Genomic DNA, 19,109 nt, shown 5'->3' on the forward strand with positions numbered 1-19,109 from the left:
CGTGTACTCCTCAATTCTCGCGGGTGGTCGTGCGGCGGGCGGTCCGGTCGCGGGCGACGGCGCCGGCCGCCAGGTAGGCGAGCCCGAAGGCGGGCAGCAGGCCGTTGCCGGGCAGGTAGCCGTCGGCGCCGTGGCCGGAGATCCCGGCGGCGGCGCCGCCCGCCGCGTACAGGCCGGGGATCGGCCGGTCGTCGGGGTCGACGACGGCGGCGTCCTCGTTGACGATCAGGCCGCCCTGGGTGTGGAACAGGGCGGGGACGACGCGGACGGCGGCGTAGGGCGCGGCGAGGGGCCGCTCCCAGTGGGTGCGGCCGTGCTCGTCGGGGCGCTCGCCGCGGGCCGCGGCGGCGCTGGCGGCCAGCTCCTCGGCGAGGGCGTCCGGCGGCAGGCCGGTCGCCTTGGCGAGGGCCTCGGCGTCGGCGGCCCGGACGAGGACGCCCGATTCGACGGTGTCGCGGTAGTCCTTGAACCCCTGGCACTGCTCGTGGACCGTCTCGTCCAGCACGATCCAGCCGGTGGCGCCGGGCCGGGCGGCGAGCTCGGCGGCGTACTCGGAGTAGCCGCGGGTCTCGTCGCCGAAGCGGCGGCCGCCGAGGTCCACCATGACCGCGCCGTGGATGATCGTGGCCCAGCCGACGAGGGTGCCGGCGCCGGCGGCGATGGCGCCGTGCCCCTGGTAGGCGTCCAGGAAGCCGGTGGCGGCGCCGAGGCCGCCGCCGATGCGCAGCGCGTCGCCGAGCGACTGGTCGCTGCCCTGGTAGAGCGCGCCGGCGATCTCGGGGAGGTGCCGTTCGACGAGGCCGCGGTCGGCGCCGAAGCCGTTGGTGGCGAGCAGCACCGCGCCGGTGGGGATCTCCTCGGTCGTGCCGTCCGGGTACTGGACGACGGCGGCGCGGACCGCCCCGTCCGGGCCGGTCGCCACGCCGGCGAGCTTGGCCGGGACGAGCAGGTCGATGTCCGGGTGCTCGCGGACGCGGCGGGCGAGGTGGTCGATCACGCTGGACCCGTGCCGCCCCGGGACGGAGTGGCAGCGCGTCACCGAGTGCCCGGGGTAGTTGAAGTCGGTGACCAGGGCCAGCGGCAGCTCCACCGAGTCGGCGAGCCACTCCACGAGCGGGCCGCTGACCTCGGCCAGGGTGCGGGCGAGCCGGGCGTCGGCGCCGCCCTTGGTCTTGGCCATGATGTCGGCGACGAACCGGTCCGGGGAGTCGTGGACGCCCTCGGCCGCCTGCCAGCGGGAGCCGGCGCCGGGGAACATCGCGGTCGACATCGAGGTGTTGTTGCCGCGCCGGAAGTGCTCGCTCGCCTCCACGACGACCACGCTGAGGCCGAGTTCGGCGGCGCGCAGCGCGCCGGCGAGGCCGCCGCCGGCGCCCGCGATGACGAGGTCGGGTCCGTCGGTCATGCGGCTCCCCCCGCGGTCATGAGCGTCAGGGCGAGGGCCGTGGGGTCGACGACGCGGGCCGCGAACCGGTCCTCGTCGACGTCGACGGCCGAGCAGCCGTTGAGCACCGCGGCGGCGCCGGCGGCGGCGAGCGCGTCCACGGCCTCGCCGAGGGCGGCGTTCCAGGCGGCGGCGTCGGCGACGGCGTCGAAGGGCAGCTCCAGGACCGCGATCCCGGCGACGTACTCGTCCAGGCCGTAGCCCTTGAGGCGGCGGCCCAGCTCCGCGCCGATCGCCTCGTTCCGCACCACCGCACCAAACCGAACATTCATCGCAGAAAGGTGCATACTACTCAGCTTCAGCAGGCCGATCGGCCGTATGCCCCGGTCAGGGCCGGCACCCGGGCCGGACGGGCCGTCCGGGACGGCCGGGTCGAGCACGCAGTCGGGGAAGGCGAGGTCCCAGCCGTCCCCGGCCCGCGCCAGCGCGGCGGCGACCTCCCGCTCGGAGGCGCGGATCGCCGCCTCGTCGTCCAGCGCGCCGGGCGCGGCCGGGCCGACGTCGCGCAGCTCGACGGTCAGGCCCGGCGGGGCCAGCCGGTCGTAGCGGGCCTGCCGCCGCCGGATCTCCTCCGGCGGCAGATGGATCGGCGTCACGGCCAGGGCGCGCGTCACTTCGGCTCCTTCGTCTCGTCGCCGGCGAGGCCGCGCAGGCGCTCCCCGGCATGGTCCAGGCCCGGCAGCTCGCGGGAGAGCGCCGCCGCCCGGTCGATCAGTTCCTCGCGTCCCGGCAGCCACCGGCGCAGCATGGCCAGGACGTCCCCCTCGTCCAGGGGGCGGTGGTCGGCGTCGCCGACCGGGTTCGGGACCTCGCGGGTCCGGACGGTCCCGTCGTCCAGCTCGACGGTGACGCGGGCGGCGCGCTCGTCCGGCAGCCGCGCGGTCAGGTCGCCCGCCTCGGCCAGCCGGACCCGGCGCGCCAGCGCCCGCAGCTCCGGATCGTCGAGGTCGGCGCCGGGCGCGACCTCGCCGTGCAGCAGCGCGGCGGCGACGGCGAACGGCGTGGAGAACATCGCCGACAGCCGGTTGTCCCACTCCGGCGACGCCAGCCCGGCGCCGAGCGCGTGCGTCTCGACCAGCACGCCGCCGATCCGGGACGGGTCGAGCCCGCCGCGCAGGCCGAGGACCGCGTCGGCGGCCGGGTGGGTGAACGAGCAGGACGCGTGCCGCTTGAAGTAGCCGCGCGTGATGTCCCAGCGCTCGCCGAGCCCGCCGGTCAGCTCGGCCGCGTCGAACTCCCCGAGCAGGGTGCCGAGCGACAGCGCGGCGGTGCCGGTGTTGCGGGCGATCCCGGCCGCCGCCATCCGCGCCGCGGCCAGCCCCGACATGTTGGACGCGCCCATCCAGGCGTCCCGCACCGGGTTCCCGTCCGTCGCCGAGGCGAAGTGCCCGGCGACCGGCAGGCCCGCCCCGGTGTCGATCGCCGCCGCGACGGCGTCCGGGCCGAGGCCGAGCAGCCGCGCGCAGCCGGCGGCGGCGCCCGCGACGCCCCAGCTCCCGTGCGGGTGCGCGCCCGGCCGCAGCCGGGCCGCACGCCCGAACCGGGACGCCGTCTCGTAGGCGGCGAGCAGCGCCGCCGCCGTGTCAGGGCCGGAGGCGTCCCGCTCGGCCGCCAGCGCCAGCACGGCCGGGAAGCCGTGCGCCGCCGGGTGCCCCTTGGCGTACTTGTTGCCCTCGTCCAGCTCCAGGCAGACCAGCGCCACGGCGTTCAGCCAGGCGGCGGCGTCCACCGAGGCGCACCGCCCCGCGCCGATCAGCGGCGCGGGCCCGCCGGGGGCGCCCCACGCCGCCCGCAGCGCCCGCGTCTCCGCCAGCCCGGCGCCGAGCGCGGTCACGCCGATCGCGTCGAGCAGGACCAGGGAGAGCCGGTCGAGCACCGGCACCGGCACGTCCGCGACGTCCAGTCCGGCGACCCACTCCCCCAGCCGGGCCGTCGCGGCCCCCGTGTTCACGTCCATCAAAGCCCCAGGTACGCCTTCCTGACCTCGGCCGACCCGGCCAGCTCCTCGCCCGTCCCGTGCAGCACGGTCGAGCCGCTCTCCAGCACGTAGGCGCGGTCGGCGATGCCGAGGGCCTGCTTGGCGTTCTGCTCCACCAGCAGCACCGCGACGCCGGTGTCGCGGATCCGCTTGACCGCGTCGAGCATCGCCCACGTCAGTTTGGGCGACAGGCCGGTGGACGGCTCGTCCAGCATGAGCAGCTTGGGGCGGGCCATCAGCGCGCGGCCGATCGCGAGCATCTGCTGCTGCCCGCCGCTGAAGGTCTGCGCGACCTGCGTGCGGCGCTCGGCGAGGACGGGGAACAGCTCGAACACCTCGCGCATGGCCGCGTCGACCTCGCCGTGCGGGCGGGTCCAGGCGCCCATCCGCAGGTTCTCCTCGACGGTGAGGGTGCCGAACAGGGCGCGGTCCTCGGGGACGTGCACGAGCCCGTCGCGGACGAGCTGGTCGGGGCGGCGCCCGGCGGTGGGCTCGCCCGCGAACGTGATCGTCCCGGACGTCGGCCGCAGCTGCCCGCACACCGCGCGCAGCGTCGTGGTCTTCCCGGCGCCGTTCGCGCCGACGAGCGCGACGATCTCGCCCTCGCCGAGCGTCAGGTCGATGTCGTGCAGGATCTGCATGCGCCCGTAGCCGGCGCAGAGCCGGTCAAGCCTCAGCATCGCCGGGCTCCTCTCCGAGGTAGGCCTCGATCACGCGGGGGTCGGAGGTGACCTCCTCCGCCGAGCCGGTCGCCAGCACCCGGCCCTGGTCCATGACGAGGACCCGGTCCGACAGCCGCATCACGGCCGCCATGATGTGCTCGATGAACAGCAGCGTCGTGCCGTCCTCCGCGCGCAGCGCGGACAGCAGGTCCAGGACCGGCTCGCGCTCCGACGGGACGAGCCCGGCGAGGACCTCGTCCAGCAGCAGGACCTTCGGCCGCATCGCGAGCGCGCGGGCGAGTTCGAGCCGCTTCAGCCCGGCCGTCGGCAGCTCGGTGGCGTTGCGGTGCGCCCACTGGCCGAGGCCGACGCGCTCCACCACGTCCAGCGACCGCTTCCGCAGCCGGTGCGGCGACGCCCGCCGGTGCTGGGCGGCCAGGCTCACGTTCTCCAGCACGGTCATGCTCCCGAACGGGCGCATGAGCTGGAAGGTGCGGACCATGCCGGCGCGGGCGATGCGGTCCGGCGAGGAGCCGGTGACGTCCCGGTCGCCGAACACGACCTGCCCGGTGTCGGGGGCGAGCGCGCCGCAGATGACGTTGAACAGCGTCGTCTTCCCGGCGCCGTTCGGGCCGATGATGCCGAGGATCTCCCCCTGCTCGACCTGGAACTCCACGTCCGACAGGGCGCGCAGGCCGCGGAAGTCCTTGCCCACTCCGGTCACGTTCAGGATGCTCATCGGCGCCACCTCGCGGCGATCGTGCCGACGATGCCCTTGGGCAGCAGCCGGACGATGAGGATCAGCAGGACCGCGTAGACCGCGACGTCGAGGCCGCTGCGGCCCTGCAGGAAGCTCAGGAAGTCGGGCGGGGTGCGCAGCAGCGTCGCGGTGACGTCCGACAGCGCCCCGAGGATGACCGCGCCGACGATCGGGCCCCAGATGGTGCCGATGCCGCCGATGACCACGGTCGCGATCGCCTGGACCGACACCGACGACCCGAACGCCAGGTCGGGGTTCACGAACAGGTAGTACTGCGTGTAGAAGGCGCCGGCCACCGAGGTGATCGCCGCCGACAGCGCGACCGTGACCAGCTTGTACCGCAGCACGGGCGTGCCGAGGGACGCCGCCGCCAGCTCGTCGTCGCGGATCGCGGTGACGTAGCGGCCCGTCCGCGAGTGCAGGAACACGATGCTGACCGCGGCGGCGATCCCGGCGAGGCCGAGCGCGATCCAGAAGTAGGCGGGCGAGTCCGCGGCGAACTGGATCTTCCAGAACGAGGAGCCCTGGATCAGCGGGACGGTGAACCCGACCGCCTTGTTGGTGAACTCGCTGGTCGTGACGATCAGCCGCAGCATCTCGGCGAACGCGAACGTCGCCAGCGCGAAGTAGGCGCCCTGCAGCTTGTAGCGGAACGCGAAGTACCCGATGACGACGGCGACCGCGGCGGCGACCGCCATCCCGGCGAGCATCCCGATCCACGGCGACACGCCGTGCTCGACGAGCAGGTAGGCGCTGGTGTAGGCGCCGAGGCCGAAGAACGCGGCGTGCCCGAAGCTGAACATCCCGCCGAACCCGCTCATCACGTTCCAGCCGATGGCCATCAGCGCGAAGATCAGGATGCGGACGGCGACGGCGCCCTGCGCGGGCGGCAGCACCAGCGGCAGCGGGATCGCGACCAGCAGCAGCACCCCGAGCACGGCGAGCTGCCGGTGGTGCGGGCGCAGCGGCGGCGCCTTCGCCGGCCGGGCGCCGTCCCCGTCCGGGCGGCGGGTGAGGGTGATGCCCGTGTCCGTCATGCCCGTGCCCGTCATGCCCGCCTCCCGAAGAGCCCCTGCGGGCGGAGGAACAGCACGATCACGAAGACGGCGAACACGCCGAGCAGCGAGCTCTGCCCGTCCATGTAGATCGTGGTGAGCTGCTCGACCAGCCCGATCAGCAGCCCGCCGACGAGCGCGCCGGCGACGTTGCCCATGCCGCCGAGCACCACGACGACGAACGCGGTGATGTTGAACTGCTCGCCGAGCGTCGGCGTGACCGTGACCAGCGGCGCGGCGAGCACCGCCGCGGCGCCGGCGCACGCCGTCCCGATCGCGAACGTCAGGGTGTGGACGCGCCGGACGTTCACGCCGACCAGCTCGGCGCCCTGCCCGTTGGCGGCGACCGCGCGGATCGCCGTGCCGAACCGGGTGTGGCGCAGCAGCCAGAACAGCACCGCGCCGATCAGGATCGCGCCGAGGAAGGCGTACAGCCGGGCGCCCGACACGACCGTGCCGAACAGCGAGAACTGGAAGTCGCCGGGCAGCGCCACGGTCTTCGGCTCGGCGCCGAAGAACATCAGCAGGCCGTTCTCCAGCAGCAGCGACAGGCCGAGCGTGATGAGGAGCTGGTTCTCCAGCGACGCGCCGCCCGTCCCGCCGAGCAGGCCGCGGTGCACGGCGGCGCCGAGCAGGAACAGCGCGGGCACCGCCACGAGCAGCGTCAGGTACGGGTGGACGCCGGTGCCCTGCACGACGCCGAACGCGATGAACATCGCGATGGCCAGCAGCGCGCCGTGCGCGAAGTTGACGATGTCCAGCACGCCGAAGATCAGCGTGAGGCCCATCGCGATGAGCCCGTAGAGCCCGCCCATCAGCAGGCCGGTCACCACCGACTGCCAGACGACCAGGCCGCTGCCGGACTTGATCAGGGCGACCGCGATCGCGACCGCCACCACGCCGCCGGTGACGGCGGCGCGCTTGAGGACGGCCCCCGTCCCGTCGCCGCCCAGCAGCGGGCGGCGCCGGGCGGCGGGGGCGGGAGGGGACTGCGCCTTGGTTCCGATGTTGCTCATGACCGCCACGTCACCGAGTAGTTGGGCTTGGATTCGGCCTTCTCCACGGGATAGACCTGCTTGACCTGGCCGCCCTGGACCTGCATGAGGACGGGCAGCGCGGTCTTGTTGTCGCCGTTGGGAGCGAAGGAGATCGGGCCGGTGCCGACCGTGAGGGGCTCGACGGCGGAGGACGCGATCGCGTCGCGCACCTTCTCCGCGTCGGTGGAGCCGGCGCGCTCCACCGCCTGCGCGATCACCTGGACCGCGTCGTAGGCGAGGACGGCGCCGGTGCGCATGGGGGCGCCGTAGCGGCGCTGGTACTCCTCCCGCAGCTTCGCGGTCTGCGGGTTCTTGGCGTCGAAGTGGTAGTTGGTGCTGAAGATCCGCTCGGCGACGGCTCCGGCGTCGGAGACGAACTTCGGCTGGTCGTAGGCGCCGTTGGAGACGCCCCAGACCGCGTTCAGGTCCGGTTTCACCGCGGCGACCGCCTTGGCGGCGAGCAGGCTGTCGCGGTAGTAGCCGGCGACGGCGAGGACGTCCGCGCCGGACGCCTTGACCTGCGTGACCTGCGCGGTGAGGTCGGAGACCGTGAGCGCGTCGTAGCTGATGTTCGGGCCGACCTGGATGCCGAGCTTCTTCGCCGCCGCGGTGAACGCCTCGGCGGCGCCGCTGCCGAAGTCGGTCTGCTCGTGCAGGAAGGCGACCTTCCTGACCGGCTTGCCCGCCTGGTCGGAGACCTCCTTGAGGTAGCGGGCGGCGGCGCCGGCGATGGCCGCGCTGCCGGGCTGCACCCGGAAGGAGTACCGGTAGCCGCTGGCGAAGATCGCGTCGGAGGCGGTGACGTCCATCACGAACGGCACCCGGTTGCGCTCGGCGACGACGGCCGCGTTCGTGCTGACGGCGCTCTGGTAGGTGCCGACGAAGCCGACCGCGCCCTCGGAGATCAGCCGCTGGGCCTCGCTCTGCCCGACCTCCGCCTTGCCCTGGGTGTCGCCGGTGGCGAGTTCGACCTTGCGGCCGCCGAGGGACTTGATGCCGCCTGCGGCGTTGATCGCCTCGACCGCCAGCTGCGCGCCGCGGCGCATCTGCTGGCCGTCGACCGCGTTGGCGCCGCTGACCGGATGCAGCGCGCCGATCTTGACCGGGCCCCGGTCGCGCCCGGCGGCCACTCCGGCCGCGCCGGACGGCGCCGAGCCGCCGCAACCGGCCGCGGCGGCCAGAACCGCGCAGGCGCCGAGTCCGGCGGCGAGCTTACGAGCCCACATTCACCTCTCCCGCCCTCTCTGCCCGGTGATCGTTCCGCTAGGAGGAACACCAGGTCGCTGATGCGTCATCGTGGCACCCGTCACGCCATCCGGTCAATATCTGGGTGAAACTTGACGTAACTCACCGTGCAGTGCCAACTTGTGAAGTCCGGGGCGCCCGCGCGAACCGGCCGAGCCATCCATCTTCGTTTCTCTAAGCGGAACGATCGTCCGTGAAGGCGGTACCGTTCATGACCGACGCGCTGTCCGGAGTCCGGGTCCTCGACACGGCCACGCTGTTCGCCGGCCCGCTCGCCGCGACACTGCTCGGCGACTTCGGGGCCGAGGTCATCAAGATCGAGCACCCGAAGGGCGACCCGGTGCGCAGCCACGGCGCGCAGCGCGACGGCGTCGGGCTCTGGTGGAAGATGCTCGGCCGCAACAAGAAGGCGATGACGCTCTACCTCGGCGCGCCCGAGGGCCAGGAGCTGTTCCGCCGGCTGGTCGCCGACGCCGACGTGGTGATCGAGAACTTCCGGCCGGGGACACTGGAGCGCTGGGGTCTAGGGTACGACGAGCTGAAGCGCATCAATCCAGGTCTCGTGCTGGCCCGCGTCACCGGGTTCGGGCAGACGGGCCCCTACTCCAGGCGCCCCGGGTTCGGCACGCTCGCCGAGGCGATGAGCGGGTTCGCCGCGATCACCGGTGAGCCGGACGGCCCGCCGACCCTGCCGCCGTTCGGCCTCGCCGACGGGATCGCCGCGCTCACCACCGCGTTCGCGGTCATGACGGCGCTGCGGGCGCGGGAGGCGACCGGCGAGGGCCAGGTCGTCGACCTCGCCATCATCGAGCCGATCCTGACCCTGCTCGGCCCGCAGATCATCACCTACGACCAGCTCGGCGAGCTGCAGGCCCGCACCGGCAACCGGTCGCACAACAACGCGCCGCGCAACACCTACCGCACCCGCGACGGCAGCTGGGTCGCGATCTCCACCAGCGCCCAGTCGATCGCCGAGCGGGTGATGCGGCTGGTCGGCCGGCCCGAGCTGATCGACGAGCCCTGGTTCGCGACCGGCGCCGAGCGCGCCGAGCACGCCGATGTGCTGGACGAGGCCGTCGGGTCGTGGATCGCCGAGCGCGACCGCGACGAGGTCGTCAAGGCGTTCGAGGACGCCCAGGCCGCCGTCGCCCCCATCTACAACGCCGCCGACGTCATGGCCGACCCGCAGTTCCAGGCGCTCGGCACCATCGCGACCGTCCCCGACGACGAGCTCGGCCCGGTGAAGATGCAGAACGTCCTGTTCCGGCTGTCGCGGACGCCGGGCCGGATCGAGTCGGCCGGGCCGCCGCTCGGCGCGCACACCGCCGAGATCCTCGCCCGCTACGGGGTGGACGAGGCCGCGCTGGCCGAGCTGCGCGGCAAGGGCGTGGTCAAGTGACGCCGCGGTCCTGGCTGTACGTGCCCGGCGACCGGCCGGACCGGATCGGCAAGGCCCTCGCGGCCGGCGCCGACGCGGTGATCCTCGACCTGGAGGACGCGGTCGCGCCGGCCGCCAAGCAGGACGCGCGCCGCAACGTGCTCGACGCCCTCGCCGCCGGGAACACCGCCTACGTGCGGATCAACGCGCCCGGCACGCCCGACGGCGCCGACGACATCGCCCTGCTCGCGACCGCGCCCGCCGCGCTCGCCGGGGTCCGCGTGCCCAAGTGCGAGGACCCCGGCGAGCTGCGCCGCGTCGCCGACGCGCTCGGCGTGCCGGTGTTCCCGATCCTGGAGTCGGCGCTCGGCGTGGAGAACGCCCTGCTGCTCGCGACCGCGCACCCGCTGGTCGCCGGGATCTCGCTCGGCGAGGCCGACCTCGCCGCCGACCTGCGCGCGGGCGGCGAGGCCCTCGCCTGGCCGCGCTCGCGGGTCGTGGTCGCCGCCCGCGCGGCCGGGCTGCCGTCCCCGGCGCAGAGCGTGTGGACCGCCGTCCGCGACCTGGACGGGCTGCGCGCCGACACCCTCGCGGGCCGCCGGGCCGGGTTCTTCGGCCGGTCGGTGATCCACCCCGCGCAGCTCCCCGTCGTCCACGAGGCGTGCGTCCCCGACCCGGACGACGTCGCGTGGGCGCGCGACCTCATGAGCCAGCTCACCGAACGCGCCGCGACAGGCGGCGGCGCCGCATGGATCGACTCCGCCGGCCGGTTCGTGGACAAGGCCGTCGTCGAGCGCGCCGCCTGGCTGCTCGACGCCGCCGCGTCCACCGAGTCCGCCGCCCGGCCCGTCAAGGAAGGCCAGAAATGACCACGCAGGACCCGCTGCTCGCGGCCGTCGCCGGGGGCGTCCGGCTGATCGAGCTTGGCCAGCCGTTCTTCACCGGCATGCCCTGCTCCCCCAACCACCCCGGGTTCCGGATGACGCTGATCCGGCGGCACGGCGACATGGAGCGCCCGGACGGCGGCTCCGCCGCCAACGAGATCATCGTGACCGGCGGCCACGTCGGCACGCACATCGACGCGCTCTCCCACGTCAGCCACGACGGCGAGCTGCACGGCGGGATCTCCGCCGCCGACGCCCAGCGCGGCGGCGCCTTCACCAGCCACGGGGCGGAGAACCTGCCCGGCCTGCTGCGCCGCGGCGTCCTGCTGGACGTCGCCGCCGTGCACGACGTGCCGACGCTGCCGCCCGGCTACGGCATCACCGTCGAGGACCTGGAGCTGGCCGCCAAGCGCGCCGGCGCCGAGCCCGGCGAGGGCGACGTGGCGCTGATCCGCACCGGCTGGGCCCGCAACTTCGGCGACACGACCGCCTACCTCGGCAAGGAGACCGGCGTCCCCGGCGCGACCCCGGCCGCCGCGCAGTGGCTGGCGGAGCGGCGGATCGCCGCGACCGGCGCCGACACGACCGCCTACGAGCAGATCCCGGAGGGCGCGGGGCACGCGGTGCTGCCGGTCCACCGGATCCTGCTGGTCGAGTCGGGGATCTTCATCCTGGAGCACCTGAACCTGGAGGCGCTCGCCGAGGCCGGGCTGCACGAGTTCGTGTTCGTGCTCGCCCCGCTGCGGATCAAGGGCGGCACCGGCTCCCCCGTCCGCCCGCTCGCGGCGGTGTCGGCATGACCGCCGAGACCCCCGTCCAGCGGCTCGCCGGGCTCGCCGCCGCCACCGCCGCGGGCGGCCTGCCGCCGGAGCTGCGCGACGACGCCGCCCGCCGCGTCCTGGACGTCCTCGGCAACAGCCTCGCCGCCACCGCGGAGCAGCCCGCGCGGGCCGTCGGGGAACTCGTCGGCGAATGGGGCGGCGCGGGCCGCGCCACCGCGATCGGCACCGGGACGCGGCTGCCCGAGCCGAGCGCCGCGCTGCTGAACGGCACGCTCGCCCACTCCCTGGACTTCGACGACACGCACCTGCCGTCCGTCCTGCACCCGTCGGCGTCGGTGGTGCCCGCCGCGCTCGCGGTGGCCGAGGCCCGGGGCGCGTCCGGCGCCGCGCTGCTGGACGCGGTCGGCGTCGGCGTGGAGATCACGGTGCGGCTCGGCATGGCCGGGTACGACCGCGACCTCGGCAACTCGGTGTTCTTCGAGCGCGGGCAGCACGCCACCGCGATCTGCGGGGCGGTCGGCGCCGCCGCGTCCGCGGCGACGCTGTCCGGGCTGGACGCCGCGGGCATCGCGCACGCGATGGGCATCGCCGCGAGCATGGGCTCGGGGATCCTGGAGGCCAACCGCACCGGCGGCACCGTCAAGCGGATCCACTGCGGCTGGGCCGCGCACGCCGCCGTCACCGCCGCCGGACTGGCCCGCACCGGAATCACCGGCCCGCCGACCGTCCTCGAAGGGCGGTTCGGGTTCCTCCAGGCGTTCTGCGGCGACCAGGTCGACCTGGACGCCCTGACCTCCGGCCTGGGCGAGCACTGGGAGCTGCCCGGGATCTTCTTCAAGCCCTACCCCTGCAACCACTTCACCCACGCGGGCATCGACGCCGCGCTGCGGCTGCGCGAGCGGGGCCTGGACCCGGCCGCCGTCGAGTCGATCGAGCTGGGCGCGCCGACGCCGGTGCTCCGCACGATCGGCGAGCCGCACGAGGACAAGATCCGCCCGAAGTCGGGGTACCACGCCGCGTTCTCCGGCCCCTACACCGTCGCGGCGGCGCTGCTCGGCGGCGGCGGGCTCGGCGTCTTCCACGAGGACTTCACCGACGCGGCCGCCGCCGACCCGGACCGGCTCGCGCTGGCGGCGAAGGTCCGCTGCGTCCCCGACGCCCGCTGCGACGAGATCTTCCCGCACCAGTTCCCGGCCGTGCTGCGGGTCCGCACCCGCGCCGGGGACCTGCTGGAGGAGCGGGTGGACGTCAACCGGGGCGGCCCCGGCAACCCGCTGTCGGCGGAGGAGCTGGCGACGAAGTTCCGGCTGAACGCCTCCCGGCGCGTCACCGGAGAGCGGGCCGAGCAGATCACGTCCCTCACCTACGGCCTCGCCGGGGTCGAGGACCTGAGCGGCCTCACGTCACTGCTGGGGTAGCCCGCGCCATAGGGTCGGGGCCATGAGACATCTCGGCATCCTGGCCCACAGCGCGGAGGGTGCGGCGCTGTGCTTCCGCACCTTCTGCCACGAGGGGTTCCGCGAGCTCGGCCCCGACGACCACCCCGACGTGACGCTCGACCTGATCGCGCTGGCCCGCAGCATGCCCGGCTGGGACGCCGGCGACCACGACGCGGTCAGGAAGGTGCTGGCCGAGAGCGCCCGCCGCCTCGCGGCGGCGGGCGCCGACTTCTTCGTCTGCCCCGACAACACCGCGCACATGGCGCTGGAGCGCCCCGGCGACGAGCTGGCGCTGCCCGGCCTGCACATCGCCGGGGTCGTCGCGGACCGGGCCGCCGCCGACGGCCGCGCCCGCGTCGGCGTGCTCGGCACCCGCTACACGATGGACGGCCCCGTCTACCCGCGCGAGCTGGCCGCGCGCGGCATCGCCGCCGAGGTCCCCGAGCCCGCCGACCGGGAGACCGTCCACCGGATCATCTTCGACGAGCTGGTCAACGGAGTGATCACCGAGGAGTCGCGCGACGCGTACGTGCGGATCATCGGCCGGCTGGCCGAGCGCGGCTGCGACGCGGTCGCGCTGGTGTGCACCGAGATCCCGCTGCTGGTCACCCCGGACGTCTCGCCGCTGCCCACGCTCGACTCCACCCGCCTGCTCGCCCGCGCCGCCTTCGAGACGGCCGTCGGCCGCCGCCCCCTGCCCACCTGGCGCGGCGGACGCTTCGACGAGCGCTGAAACGTGGCGGACCTAGGCTGAGCGTGGAGAGGGGGCCACATGGACTTCAGGGAACTGCACCACGGCGACCGCCCGCTGGTGCTGCCGAACGCCTGGGACTTCGCGAGCGGCGCCGCGCTGGTCGAGGCGGGCTTCCCCGCGGTCGGGACGACGAGCCTCGGCGTCGCCGCGGCGGCCGGGAAGCCCGACGCCGCCGGGGACACGCGCGCCGAGACGCTGGCGCTCGCCCGCGTCCTGTCCCGGCTGCCGGTGCCGGTCACCGTCGACATCGAGGGCGGGTTCTCGGGCCGCGCCGCGGACGTGGCCGAGCTGGTCACCGAGCTGGCCTCGTTCGGGATCGCCGGGATCAACCTGGAGGACGGCCGCCCCGACGGGACGCTCGTGCCGCTCGACCACCAGACGACGGTGATCTCCGCCGTGAAGCGGGCCGCGCCGCAGGTGTTCCTCAACGCCCGCACCGACACGTTCTGGCTCGGCGACCCCGACCGCGACGAGACCCTGCGGCGGGCGCGCGCGTACGCGGAGGCGGGCGCGGACGGGATCTTCGTCCCGGGGATCGTGGACGACGCCGACATCTCCGCCGTGCTGGAGACGGTGGAGCTGCCCCTCAACGTCCTGTACCTGCCGGGCAAGACCGAGTACGAGCGGCTCGCGCGGCTGGGCGTGCACCGCGTCAGCACCGGGTCGCTGCCGTTCCGGAAGGCGCTCCAGGCCGCGGTGACCGCGGCCCTCGGCGTCACCGGGGCGGACGCGGCGGGCCACCCGCCCTCGTACGGGGACGTCCAGCGCCTGGTCGGCGGGTGATGACCCGGGGTCAGTGGCCGGTGATCCGGTCGGCGAGGCGCGCGAGCGCGGACGTGCCCGCCGCGCCCGACGCCGACTCGCGGGCGTCCGCCGCCCGGTAGAGGGCGTACATCGCGTGGACGCCCAGCCAGCGCAGGGGCTCGGGCTCCCAGCGGCGGACGCGCCGGTCCACCCATGGCAGCGCGGTCAGCGCCGTGTCTTCGCGCAGCAGCAGGTCGCGGAGGGTGCGGCCGGCCAGGTTGGCCGTGGCGACACCGTGCCCGGTGTAGCCGCCCGCATGGCCGAGGCCCGTCGTGTGGTCGAGGACGGCCGTCGCGCACCAGTCGCGGGGGACGCCGAGGACGCCCGACCACGCGTGGTCGACCCGCGCCTCGCCGGCGACGGCGGGGAACATCGCGGTCAGCATCCGCCAGAGGGCGTCGACCGTGGCGGGAGCGGTGCGCCCGCCGTCGTCCACGCGGGACCCGTAGCGGTAGGGGCGGCCCCGGCCGCCGAAGGCGATCCGGTCGTCGGCGGTGCGCTGCGCGTACATGCAGTAGTGCGCCATGTCGCCGAGCAGTTCCCGGCGCTCCCAGCCGATCGCCTCCCACACCGCGGCCGGCAGCGGCGTCGTGACGATCATGGAGCTGTTCATCGGGAGCCAGTCGCGGCGGTGGCCGGGCAGCCCCGCGGTGAAGCCCTCGGTTGCGCGCAGCACGTACTCGGCGGCGACCGTGCCGTACGGGGTGACGGCCGAGGCGGCGCCGCCGCGCCGCGGCGCGATCCGGACGACCGGCGTCCCCTCGTAGACCTCCACGCCGAGGCGGCGGACCGCCGCCGCGAGGCCGCGCGCGAGGGCGGCGGGCTGGACGCGGGCGCCGTGCGGGCTCCACGCCGCCCCGGTCGCGCCCGCGACGCGGAGCCGGTCGTCGCGCTCGGCGGCGGGCAGCGGGACGAGGTCGCCGTCCGTCCAGCCCCAGGCGCGGGCCTCGTCGACCATGGCGGCGAGCCGGGCGCGCTGGGCGGCGCCGCGGGCGACGTGCAGCACCCCGCCCTTCACCAGCCCGGCGTCGACGCCCTCCGCCGCGGCGACCCCGACGACCTCGTCCACCGCCTCGAACATGGCGCGCTGGAGCGCGATCGCGGCGGGGCGGCCGTGCCGGGCGGCGTAGCGCTCCCGGGACCCGGCGATCTCGCCCAGCACCCAGCCGCCGTTGCGGCCGGACGCGCCGAACCCGGCGAACTCGCGCTCCAGCACGACGATCCGCAGCCCCGGACGAGCGCGCTTGAGGTAGTAGGCGGTCCAGAGGCCGGCATCCCGAGCTGGAACGCGATCTCCGCGGACGCCGGGTTGGCCGGGTCGATCTCGGCGGTGACCCGGTGCACGCCGACCACCCCGAACGCGTAGTCGAGCACCGCGCGGGACGCCTCGGCCGCCAGGCCCCGGCCCCAGTGGTCCGGTTCCAGGCTGTAGAGGATCTCGACGTCCACGCCGTGGCCGAGCGGCCCCTCATGGTGGCTGAGCCCCGCCACGCCGATCAGCGGATCGCCGGGAGCGGCGGCGGGCAGCGTCTCCGGCAGGGCGTCCGGCCCGGACGCGGCGGCCGGGCGCAGCGCCCACAGCCCGTACCCCTCGGTCGCGAAGTCCCGCTCGCTCGCCTCGATGATCTCGCTGACCTGGACGGGGGTGACCGTCCGGTCGTCGAAGAGGTGGCGCCGGACGCGCGGCCCCGTCCAGTGCGTCAGCAGCGCGCGGTGGTCGCGCATCGACACCGGATGCAGCGCCAGCCGCACCGTGCGCAGCACCTCGCTCATGCCCCGGCACCGCCCGGGCCCGGCCCCGCCGGGTCGCCGGCCGGCCACGCGGGCGGCTCCTCGCCGTCCGGGACGCCCACCCGGAACGCGCGGAGCTGCAGGGCGAGCGCCTGGTAGTAGCCGACGAGGGCGACCAGTTCGACGACGGCGGCGCGGCCGAGCGTCGCGACCGCCTCGGTGTAGACGGCGTCGGCGAGGTCGCCCTCGGCGGCGAGCTGCCGGGCCGCCTCGTGCACGACGCGCTCGCGGACGTCGCCGAGCATCGGCGCGCGGCCCTCGCGCAGCGCGTCCAGCTCCGCGTCGGTGAGCCCGTGCCGGCGACCGATCCGCTCGTGCGCGTACCACTCGTAGTCGGACCGGGCGTGCGCGGCGACGACCAGCGTGGCGATCTCCCGCTCGCGCTTGGTGAACGCCGTCCGGAACCGCAGCGCGGCGCCGAGGTCCTGGAGGGGCAGCCCCACGGACGGGCTGTAGAGCATCGCGTTGAAGGGGCCGTGCAGCCGCCCGATGTCGTCGGCCAGGCCGAACGGCGGGGTGCGGCCGGCGGCGCGGGGACCGCCCGTCACCGCCTCGTACACGGCCCGCTGCTCGTCGCTGAGGGAACCGGGGAGCAGCAGCGGCAGCCTGGTCGCGGACGGGCCGCGCCGCGGTCGATCGTTGACGTCCTCACCGCTCACGGGGTCGATCACTTACCGCACGCTAGGCGGTCGGGGCGGGCGGCTCAACCCCTGGTCCGCAATGTGGAACCCCGGGCACACCGTGACGTGGCGGTCGCGTGACACGCGCCCGCACGCCCCGGGCGCAGGCACGCCCCGGCGCTGGGAGGATGGCCGGGTGAGCGGCATCTACGACGACCCCTGGGCCTACGAGCTGGCGTGCTCGTTCCGCGACGTGGCGGCCGAGGCGGACGTCCTGCTCGGCTGGTGCGCCGGGCTCGGCGCGCGCCCCGCGACCGTGCTGGAGCTGGCCGCCGGGCCCGCCGAGCACGCCCGCGAGTTCGCACGCCGCGGGCTGGCCGCGACGGCGCTCGACCTGAACCCGGCGATGTGCGCCTACGCCGCCCGCGAGGCCGAGCGGGCCGGGGTGGAGCTGGAGGTCGTCCAGGACGACATGACCCGCTTCGACCTCGGCCGCGGCTTCGACCTCGTGGTCACCATGCTGGACTCCACGTCCCACCTGATGACGCTGGACGCGTTCGTCGCGCACCTGCGCCGCGCCGCCGCGCACCTGCCCCCCGGCGGCCTGTACATCGTGGAGATGTCGCACCCCCGCGACCGGCTGGGCGACGAGCCGAGCGTCAGCACCGGCTGGACGGTCGAGCGCGGCGGCGTGCGCGCGAGCGTCCGCTGGGGCGAGCCCGGCGACCGGCTCGACCCGGTCACCCAGATCGCCGACGACCACGTCACGATGACGATCACGGACGCGGACGGCACGCGGGTGATCCGCGACGTCGTCCCGTACCGGTTCTGGACGGCGACCGAGCTGGACGCCGCGATCCGCCTCGCGGGCGGGCTCGACACCGTCGCGCGGTACGGCGACTTCGGGGCCGGCGAGGACGCGGTGGCCCTCACCGACCCCGAGGCGTGGCGCATGATCACGATCCTGCGCCGCGCGCCCGGCGCCTAGGGCGCGGGGGCCCAGCCCGGCATCGGGTAGGACGCGAGCAGCTCCCGGACCTGCCCGGCGACCCGCTCGGCGACGGTCTCGTCCTGCTTGGCGACGCCCTGCACGACCTCGTCGATCCACGCGGCGACCAGCGGCATCTGCTCGGCGCCGAGCCCGCGCGTGGTGATCGCGGCCGTGCCGATCCGCAGCCCGGACGGGTCGAACGGCTTGCGCGGGTCGAACGGCACGGCGTTGTAGTTCAGCTCGATCCCGGCGCGGTCGAGGGCCTGCGCGGCGGGCTTGCCCGCGACGCCCTTGTTCGTGAGGTCGATCAGGATCAGATGGTTGTCGGTGCCGCCGGAGACCAGGTCGTAGCCGCGGTCGGCCAGCGCCGCCGCCAGCACCTGCGCGTTCGCGACGATCTGCCGCGCGTACGGGGCAAAGTCCGGCTGCGCCGCCTCCTTCAGCGCGACGGCGATCGCCGCGGTCGTGTGGTCGTGCGGGCCGCCCTGCAGCCCCGGGAACACCGCCTTGTCGACCGCCTTCGCGTGCTCGGCGGTCGACAGGATCATGGCGCCGCGCGGGCCGCGCAGCGTCTTGTGCGTGGTCGTGGTGACGACGTCCGCGTGCCCGATCGGGGACGGGTGGGCGCCGCCCGCGATCAGCCCGGCGATGTGCGCCACGTCCGCGGCGAGCACCGCGCCGGCCTCGCGGGCGATCTCCGCGAACGCCGGGAAGTCGATCGTCCGCGGGATCGCGGTGCCGCCGCACCAGATCAGCTTCGGCCGCTCCTTGAGCGCGAGGTCGCGGACCTGGTCCATGTCGACCCGCCCGGTGTCGGCGCGCACCTCGTACCGGACGGGGCGGAACCACTTGCCGGTGGCCGACACCGACCAGCCGTGCGTGAGGTGCCCGCCCATCGGCAGGGACAACCCCATCACCGGGTCGCCGGGCTCCAGGAACGCCATGTAGACGGCGAGGTTGGCGGGCGAGCCCGAGTACGGCTGGACGTTGGCGTGCTCGGCGCCGAACAGTTCCTTCGCCCGCCGGATCGCCAGCAGCTCGATCGGGTCGACGTTCTGCTGGCCCTCGTAGTACCGCTTGCCGGCGTAGCCCTCGGAGTACTTGTTCGTCAGGACGGACCCGGTGGCCTCCAGCACCGCCGGCGACACGTAGTTCTCGGACGCGATCAGCCGGAGCTTCTCGTACTGGCGGCGGGCCTCGGCCTCCACCAGCCCGGCGATCTCCGGGTCCTCGGCGGACAGGTGGGATACGGACGGTACGTGCATCGTGAGCCTCCGCGCTGCTCGCGCCGGGACCTCGGGCGCCCGGCGAACGGGACCCGTACACCCAGGCGCGCGGTGTGCGGACTAGTTTCGCTCCCCGGTGGTCGTCTCCACCTTCACTGCGCCAGTCACGTGCACGCCATCATATCGGGCCGCCCGCGGCCGGGCCGGGACGGAGACGACGAACAGCCCGCCGAGCAGGAGCAGCGACCCGGCGGCGACC

Annotated in this window: 18 protein-coding genes, 1 pseudogene and 1 riboswitch; of the genes and pseudogenes, 7 read left to right on the forward strand and 12 right to left on the reverse strand. The window is 75.0% G+C overall.

Annotated elements, in window-relative coordinates; translation table 11 throughout:
- Window positions 1-10: 10 nt before the first annotated feature.
- The 8 genes from ACGFI1_RS33100 to ACGFI1_RS33135 are packed head-to-tail and all read right to left on the reverse strand — an operon-like array spanning window position 11 to window position 8,162.
- Window positions 11-1,405: an FAD-dependent oxidoreductase gene (locus ACGFI1_RS33100; RefSeq protein ID WP_392791078.1), complete on the reverse strand. Its 1,395-nt coding sequence runs from the start codon at window positions 1,403-1,405 to the stop codon at window positions 11-13.
- Window positions 1,402-2,058, reverse strand: a complete 657-nt coding sequence (locus tag ACGFI1_RS33105; protein WP_392791080.1) for a hypothetical protein — start codon at window positions 2,056-2,058, stop codon at window positions 1,402-1,404. Before ACGFI1_RS33105 ends, ACGFI1_RS33100 begins: the two co-directional genes overlap by 4 nt.
- Complete coding sequence (locus tag ACGFI1_RS33110) at window positions 2,055-3,401, reverse strand: MmgE/PrpD family protein (protein ID WP_392791083.1); 1,347 nt, start codon at window positions 3,399-3,401, stop codon at window positions 2,055-2,057. Before ACGFI1_RS33110 ends, ACGFI1_RS33105 begins: the two co-directional genes overlap by 4 nt.
- Entirely contained in the window at window positions 3,401-4,102 is a 702-nt protein-coding gene (locus ACGFI1_RS33115; protein ID WP_138640420.1) for an ABC transporter ATP-binding protein, read from the reverse strand. Before ACGFI1_RS33115 ends, ACGFI1_RS33110 begins: the two co-directional genes overlap by 1 nt.
- On the reverse strand, window positions 4,089-4,823 hold the full coding sequence (locus ACGFI1_RS33120) for an ABC transporter ATP-binding protein (protein WP_205719570.1): 735 nt from the start codon (window positions 4,821-4,823) through the stop codon (window positions 4,089-4,091). The genes ACGFI1_RS33115 and ACGFI1_RS33120 overlap by 14 nt, the downstream gene beginning before the upstream one ends.
- On the reverse strand, window positions 4,820-5,896 hold the full coding sequence (locus ACGFI1_RS33125; protein ID WP_205719568.1) for a branched-chain amino acid ABC transporter permease: 1,077 nt from the start codon (window positions 5,894-5,896) through the stop codon (window positions 4,820-4,822). The genes ACGFI1_RS33120 and ACGFI1_RS33125 overlap by 4 nt, the downstream gene beginning before the upstream one ends.
- The gene (locus ACGFI1_RS33130; protein WP_392791086.1) at window positions 5,893-6,915 is read right to left on the reverse strand and encodes a branched-chain amino acid ABC transporter permease; all 1,023 of its coding nucleotides are present in this window, start codon (window positions 6,913-6,915) and stop codon (window positions 5,893-5,895) included. The genes ACGFI1_RS33125 and ACGFI1_RS33130 overlap by 4 nt, the downstream gene beginning before the upstream one ends.
- Window positions 6,912-8,162 (reverse strand): ABC transporter substrate-binding protein, encoded by a 1,251-nt coding sequence (locus ACGFI1_RS33135; RefSeq protein WP_386865277.1) that lies wholly within the window; start codon window positions 8,160-8,162, stop codon window positions 6,912-6,914. Before ACGFI1_RS33135 ends, ACGFI1_RS33130 begins: the two co-directional genes overlap by 4 nt.
- 230 nt (window positions 8,163-8,392) lie before the next feature.
- Here ACGFI1_RS33135 and ACGFI1_RS33140 point away from each other — a divergent pair, with 230 nt between their 5' ends.
- The 6 genes from ACGFI1_RS33140 to ACGFI1_RS33165 are packed head-to-tail and all read left to right on the forward strand — an operon-like array spanning window position 8,393 to window position 14,201.
- The gene (locus tag ACGFI1_RS33140; protein WP_387069878.1) at window positions 8,393-9,580 is read left to right on the forward strand and encodes a CaiB/BaiF CoA transferase family protein; all 1,188 of its coding nucleotides are present in this window, start codon (window positions 8,393-8,395) and stop codon (window positions 9,578-9,580) included.
- Window positions 9,577-10,428: an HpcH/HpaI aldolase/citrate lyase family protein gene (locus ACGFI1_RS33145; protein ID WP_392791092.1), complete on the forward strand. Its 852-nt coding sequence runs from the start codon at window positions 9,577-9,579 to the stop codon at window positions 10,426-10,428. The genes ACGFI1_RS33140 and ACGFI1_RS33145 overlap by 4 nt, the downstream gene beginning before the upstream one ends.
- Window positions 10,425-11,243: a cyclase family protein gene (locus ACGFI1_RS33150; RefSeq protein ID WP_392791095.1), complete on the forward strand. Its 819-nt coding sequence runs from the start codon at window positions 10,425-10,427 to the stop codon at window positions 11,241-11,243. The genes ACGFI1_RS33145 and ACGFI1_RS33150 overlap by 4 nt, the downstream gene beginning before the upstream one ends.
- Window positions 11,240-12,643: an MmgE/PrpD family protein gene (locus ACGFI1_RS33155; protein WP_392791097.1), complete on the forward strand. Its 1,404-nt coding sequence runs from the start codon at window positions 11,240-11,242 to the stop codon at window positions 12,641-12,643. The genes ACGFI1_RS33150 and ACGFI1_RS33155 overlap by 4 nt, the downstream gene beginning before the upstream one ends.
- A 22-nt stretch (window positions 12,644-12,665) precedes the next feature.
- Window positions 12,666-13,397, forward strand: coding sequence for an aspartate/glutamate racemase family protein (locus tag ACGFI1_RS33160; protein WP_392791099.1), 732 nt, complete (start codon window positions 12,666-12,668; stop codon window positions 13,395-13,397).
- Window positions 13,398-13,436: 39 nt separating this feature from the next.
- Complete coding sequence (locus ACGFI1_RS33165; protein WP_138640877.1) at window positions 13,437-14,201, forward strand: isocitrate lyase/PEP mutase family protein; 765 nt, start codon at window positions 13,437-13,439, stop codon at window positions 14,199-14,201.
- A gap of 10 nt (window positions 14,202-14,211) precedes the next feature.
- On the opposite strand, the gene ACGFI1_RS33170 is transcribed toward ACGFI1_RS33165, so the two are convergent.
- From ACGFI1_RS33170 to ACGFI1_RS33180, 3 genes and pseudogenes are all read right to left on the reverse strand, one after another.
- Window positions 14,212-15,438 carry an NAD(P)/FAD-dependent oxidoreductase gene (locus ACGFI1_RS33170; protein ID WP_392791101.1) on the reverse strand — a complete coding sequence of 409 codons (1,227 nt, stop codon included), beginning with the start codon at window positions 15,436-15,438 and terminating at the stop codon, window positions 14,212-14,214.
- Between the two features lie 116 nt (window positions 15,439-15,554).
- Window positions 15,555-15,995: pseudogene (locus ACGFI1_RS33175) on the reverse strand (GNAT family N-acetyltransferase); the annotation flags it as partial.
- Entirely contained in the window at window positions 15,992-16,684 is a 693-nt protein-coding gene (locus ACGFI1_RS33180; protein ID WP_138639943.1) for a carboxymuconolactone decarboxylase family protein, read from the reverse strand. The pseudogene ACGFI1_RS33175 and the gene ACGFI1_RS33180, both read right to left, overlap by 4 nt.
- A 145-nt stretch (window positions 16,685-16,829) precedes the next feature.
- Here ACGFI1_RS33180 and ACGFI1_RS33185 point away from each other — a divergent pair, with 145 nt between their 5' ends.
- Window positions 16,830-17,621: a class I SAM-dependent methyltransferase gene (locus tag ACGFI1_RS33185; protein WP_392791103.1), complete on the forward strand. Its 792-nt coding sequence runs from the start codon at window positions 16,830-16,832 to the stop codon at window positions 17,619-17,621.
- On the opposite strand, the gene ACGFI1_RS33190 is transcribed toward ACGFI1_RS33185, so the two are convergent.
- Entirely contained in the window at window positions 17,618-18,889 is a 1,272-nt protein-coding gene (locus tag ACGFI1_RS33190; RefSeq protein WP_387069865.1) for a serine hydroxymethyltransferase, read from the reverse strand. The two genes, ACGFI1_RS33185 and ACGFI1_RS33190, sit on opposite strands and share 4 nt — an antisense overlap.
- Window positions 18,890-18,941: 52 nt before the next feature.
- Window positions 18,942-19,028, reverse strand: a riboswitch (ZMP/ZTP riboswitch).
- Window positions 19,029-19,109: the final 81 nt, after the last annotated feature.

It is taken from the genome of Actinomadura geliboluensis (genome assembly GCF_043197915.1).
GTDB lineage: Bacteria > Actinomycetota > Actinomycetes > Streptosporangiales > Streptosporangiaceae > Spirillospora > Spirillospora geliboluensis.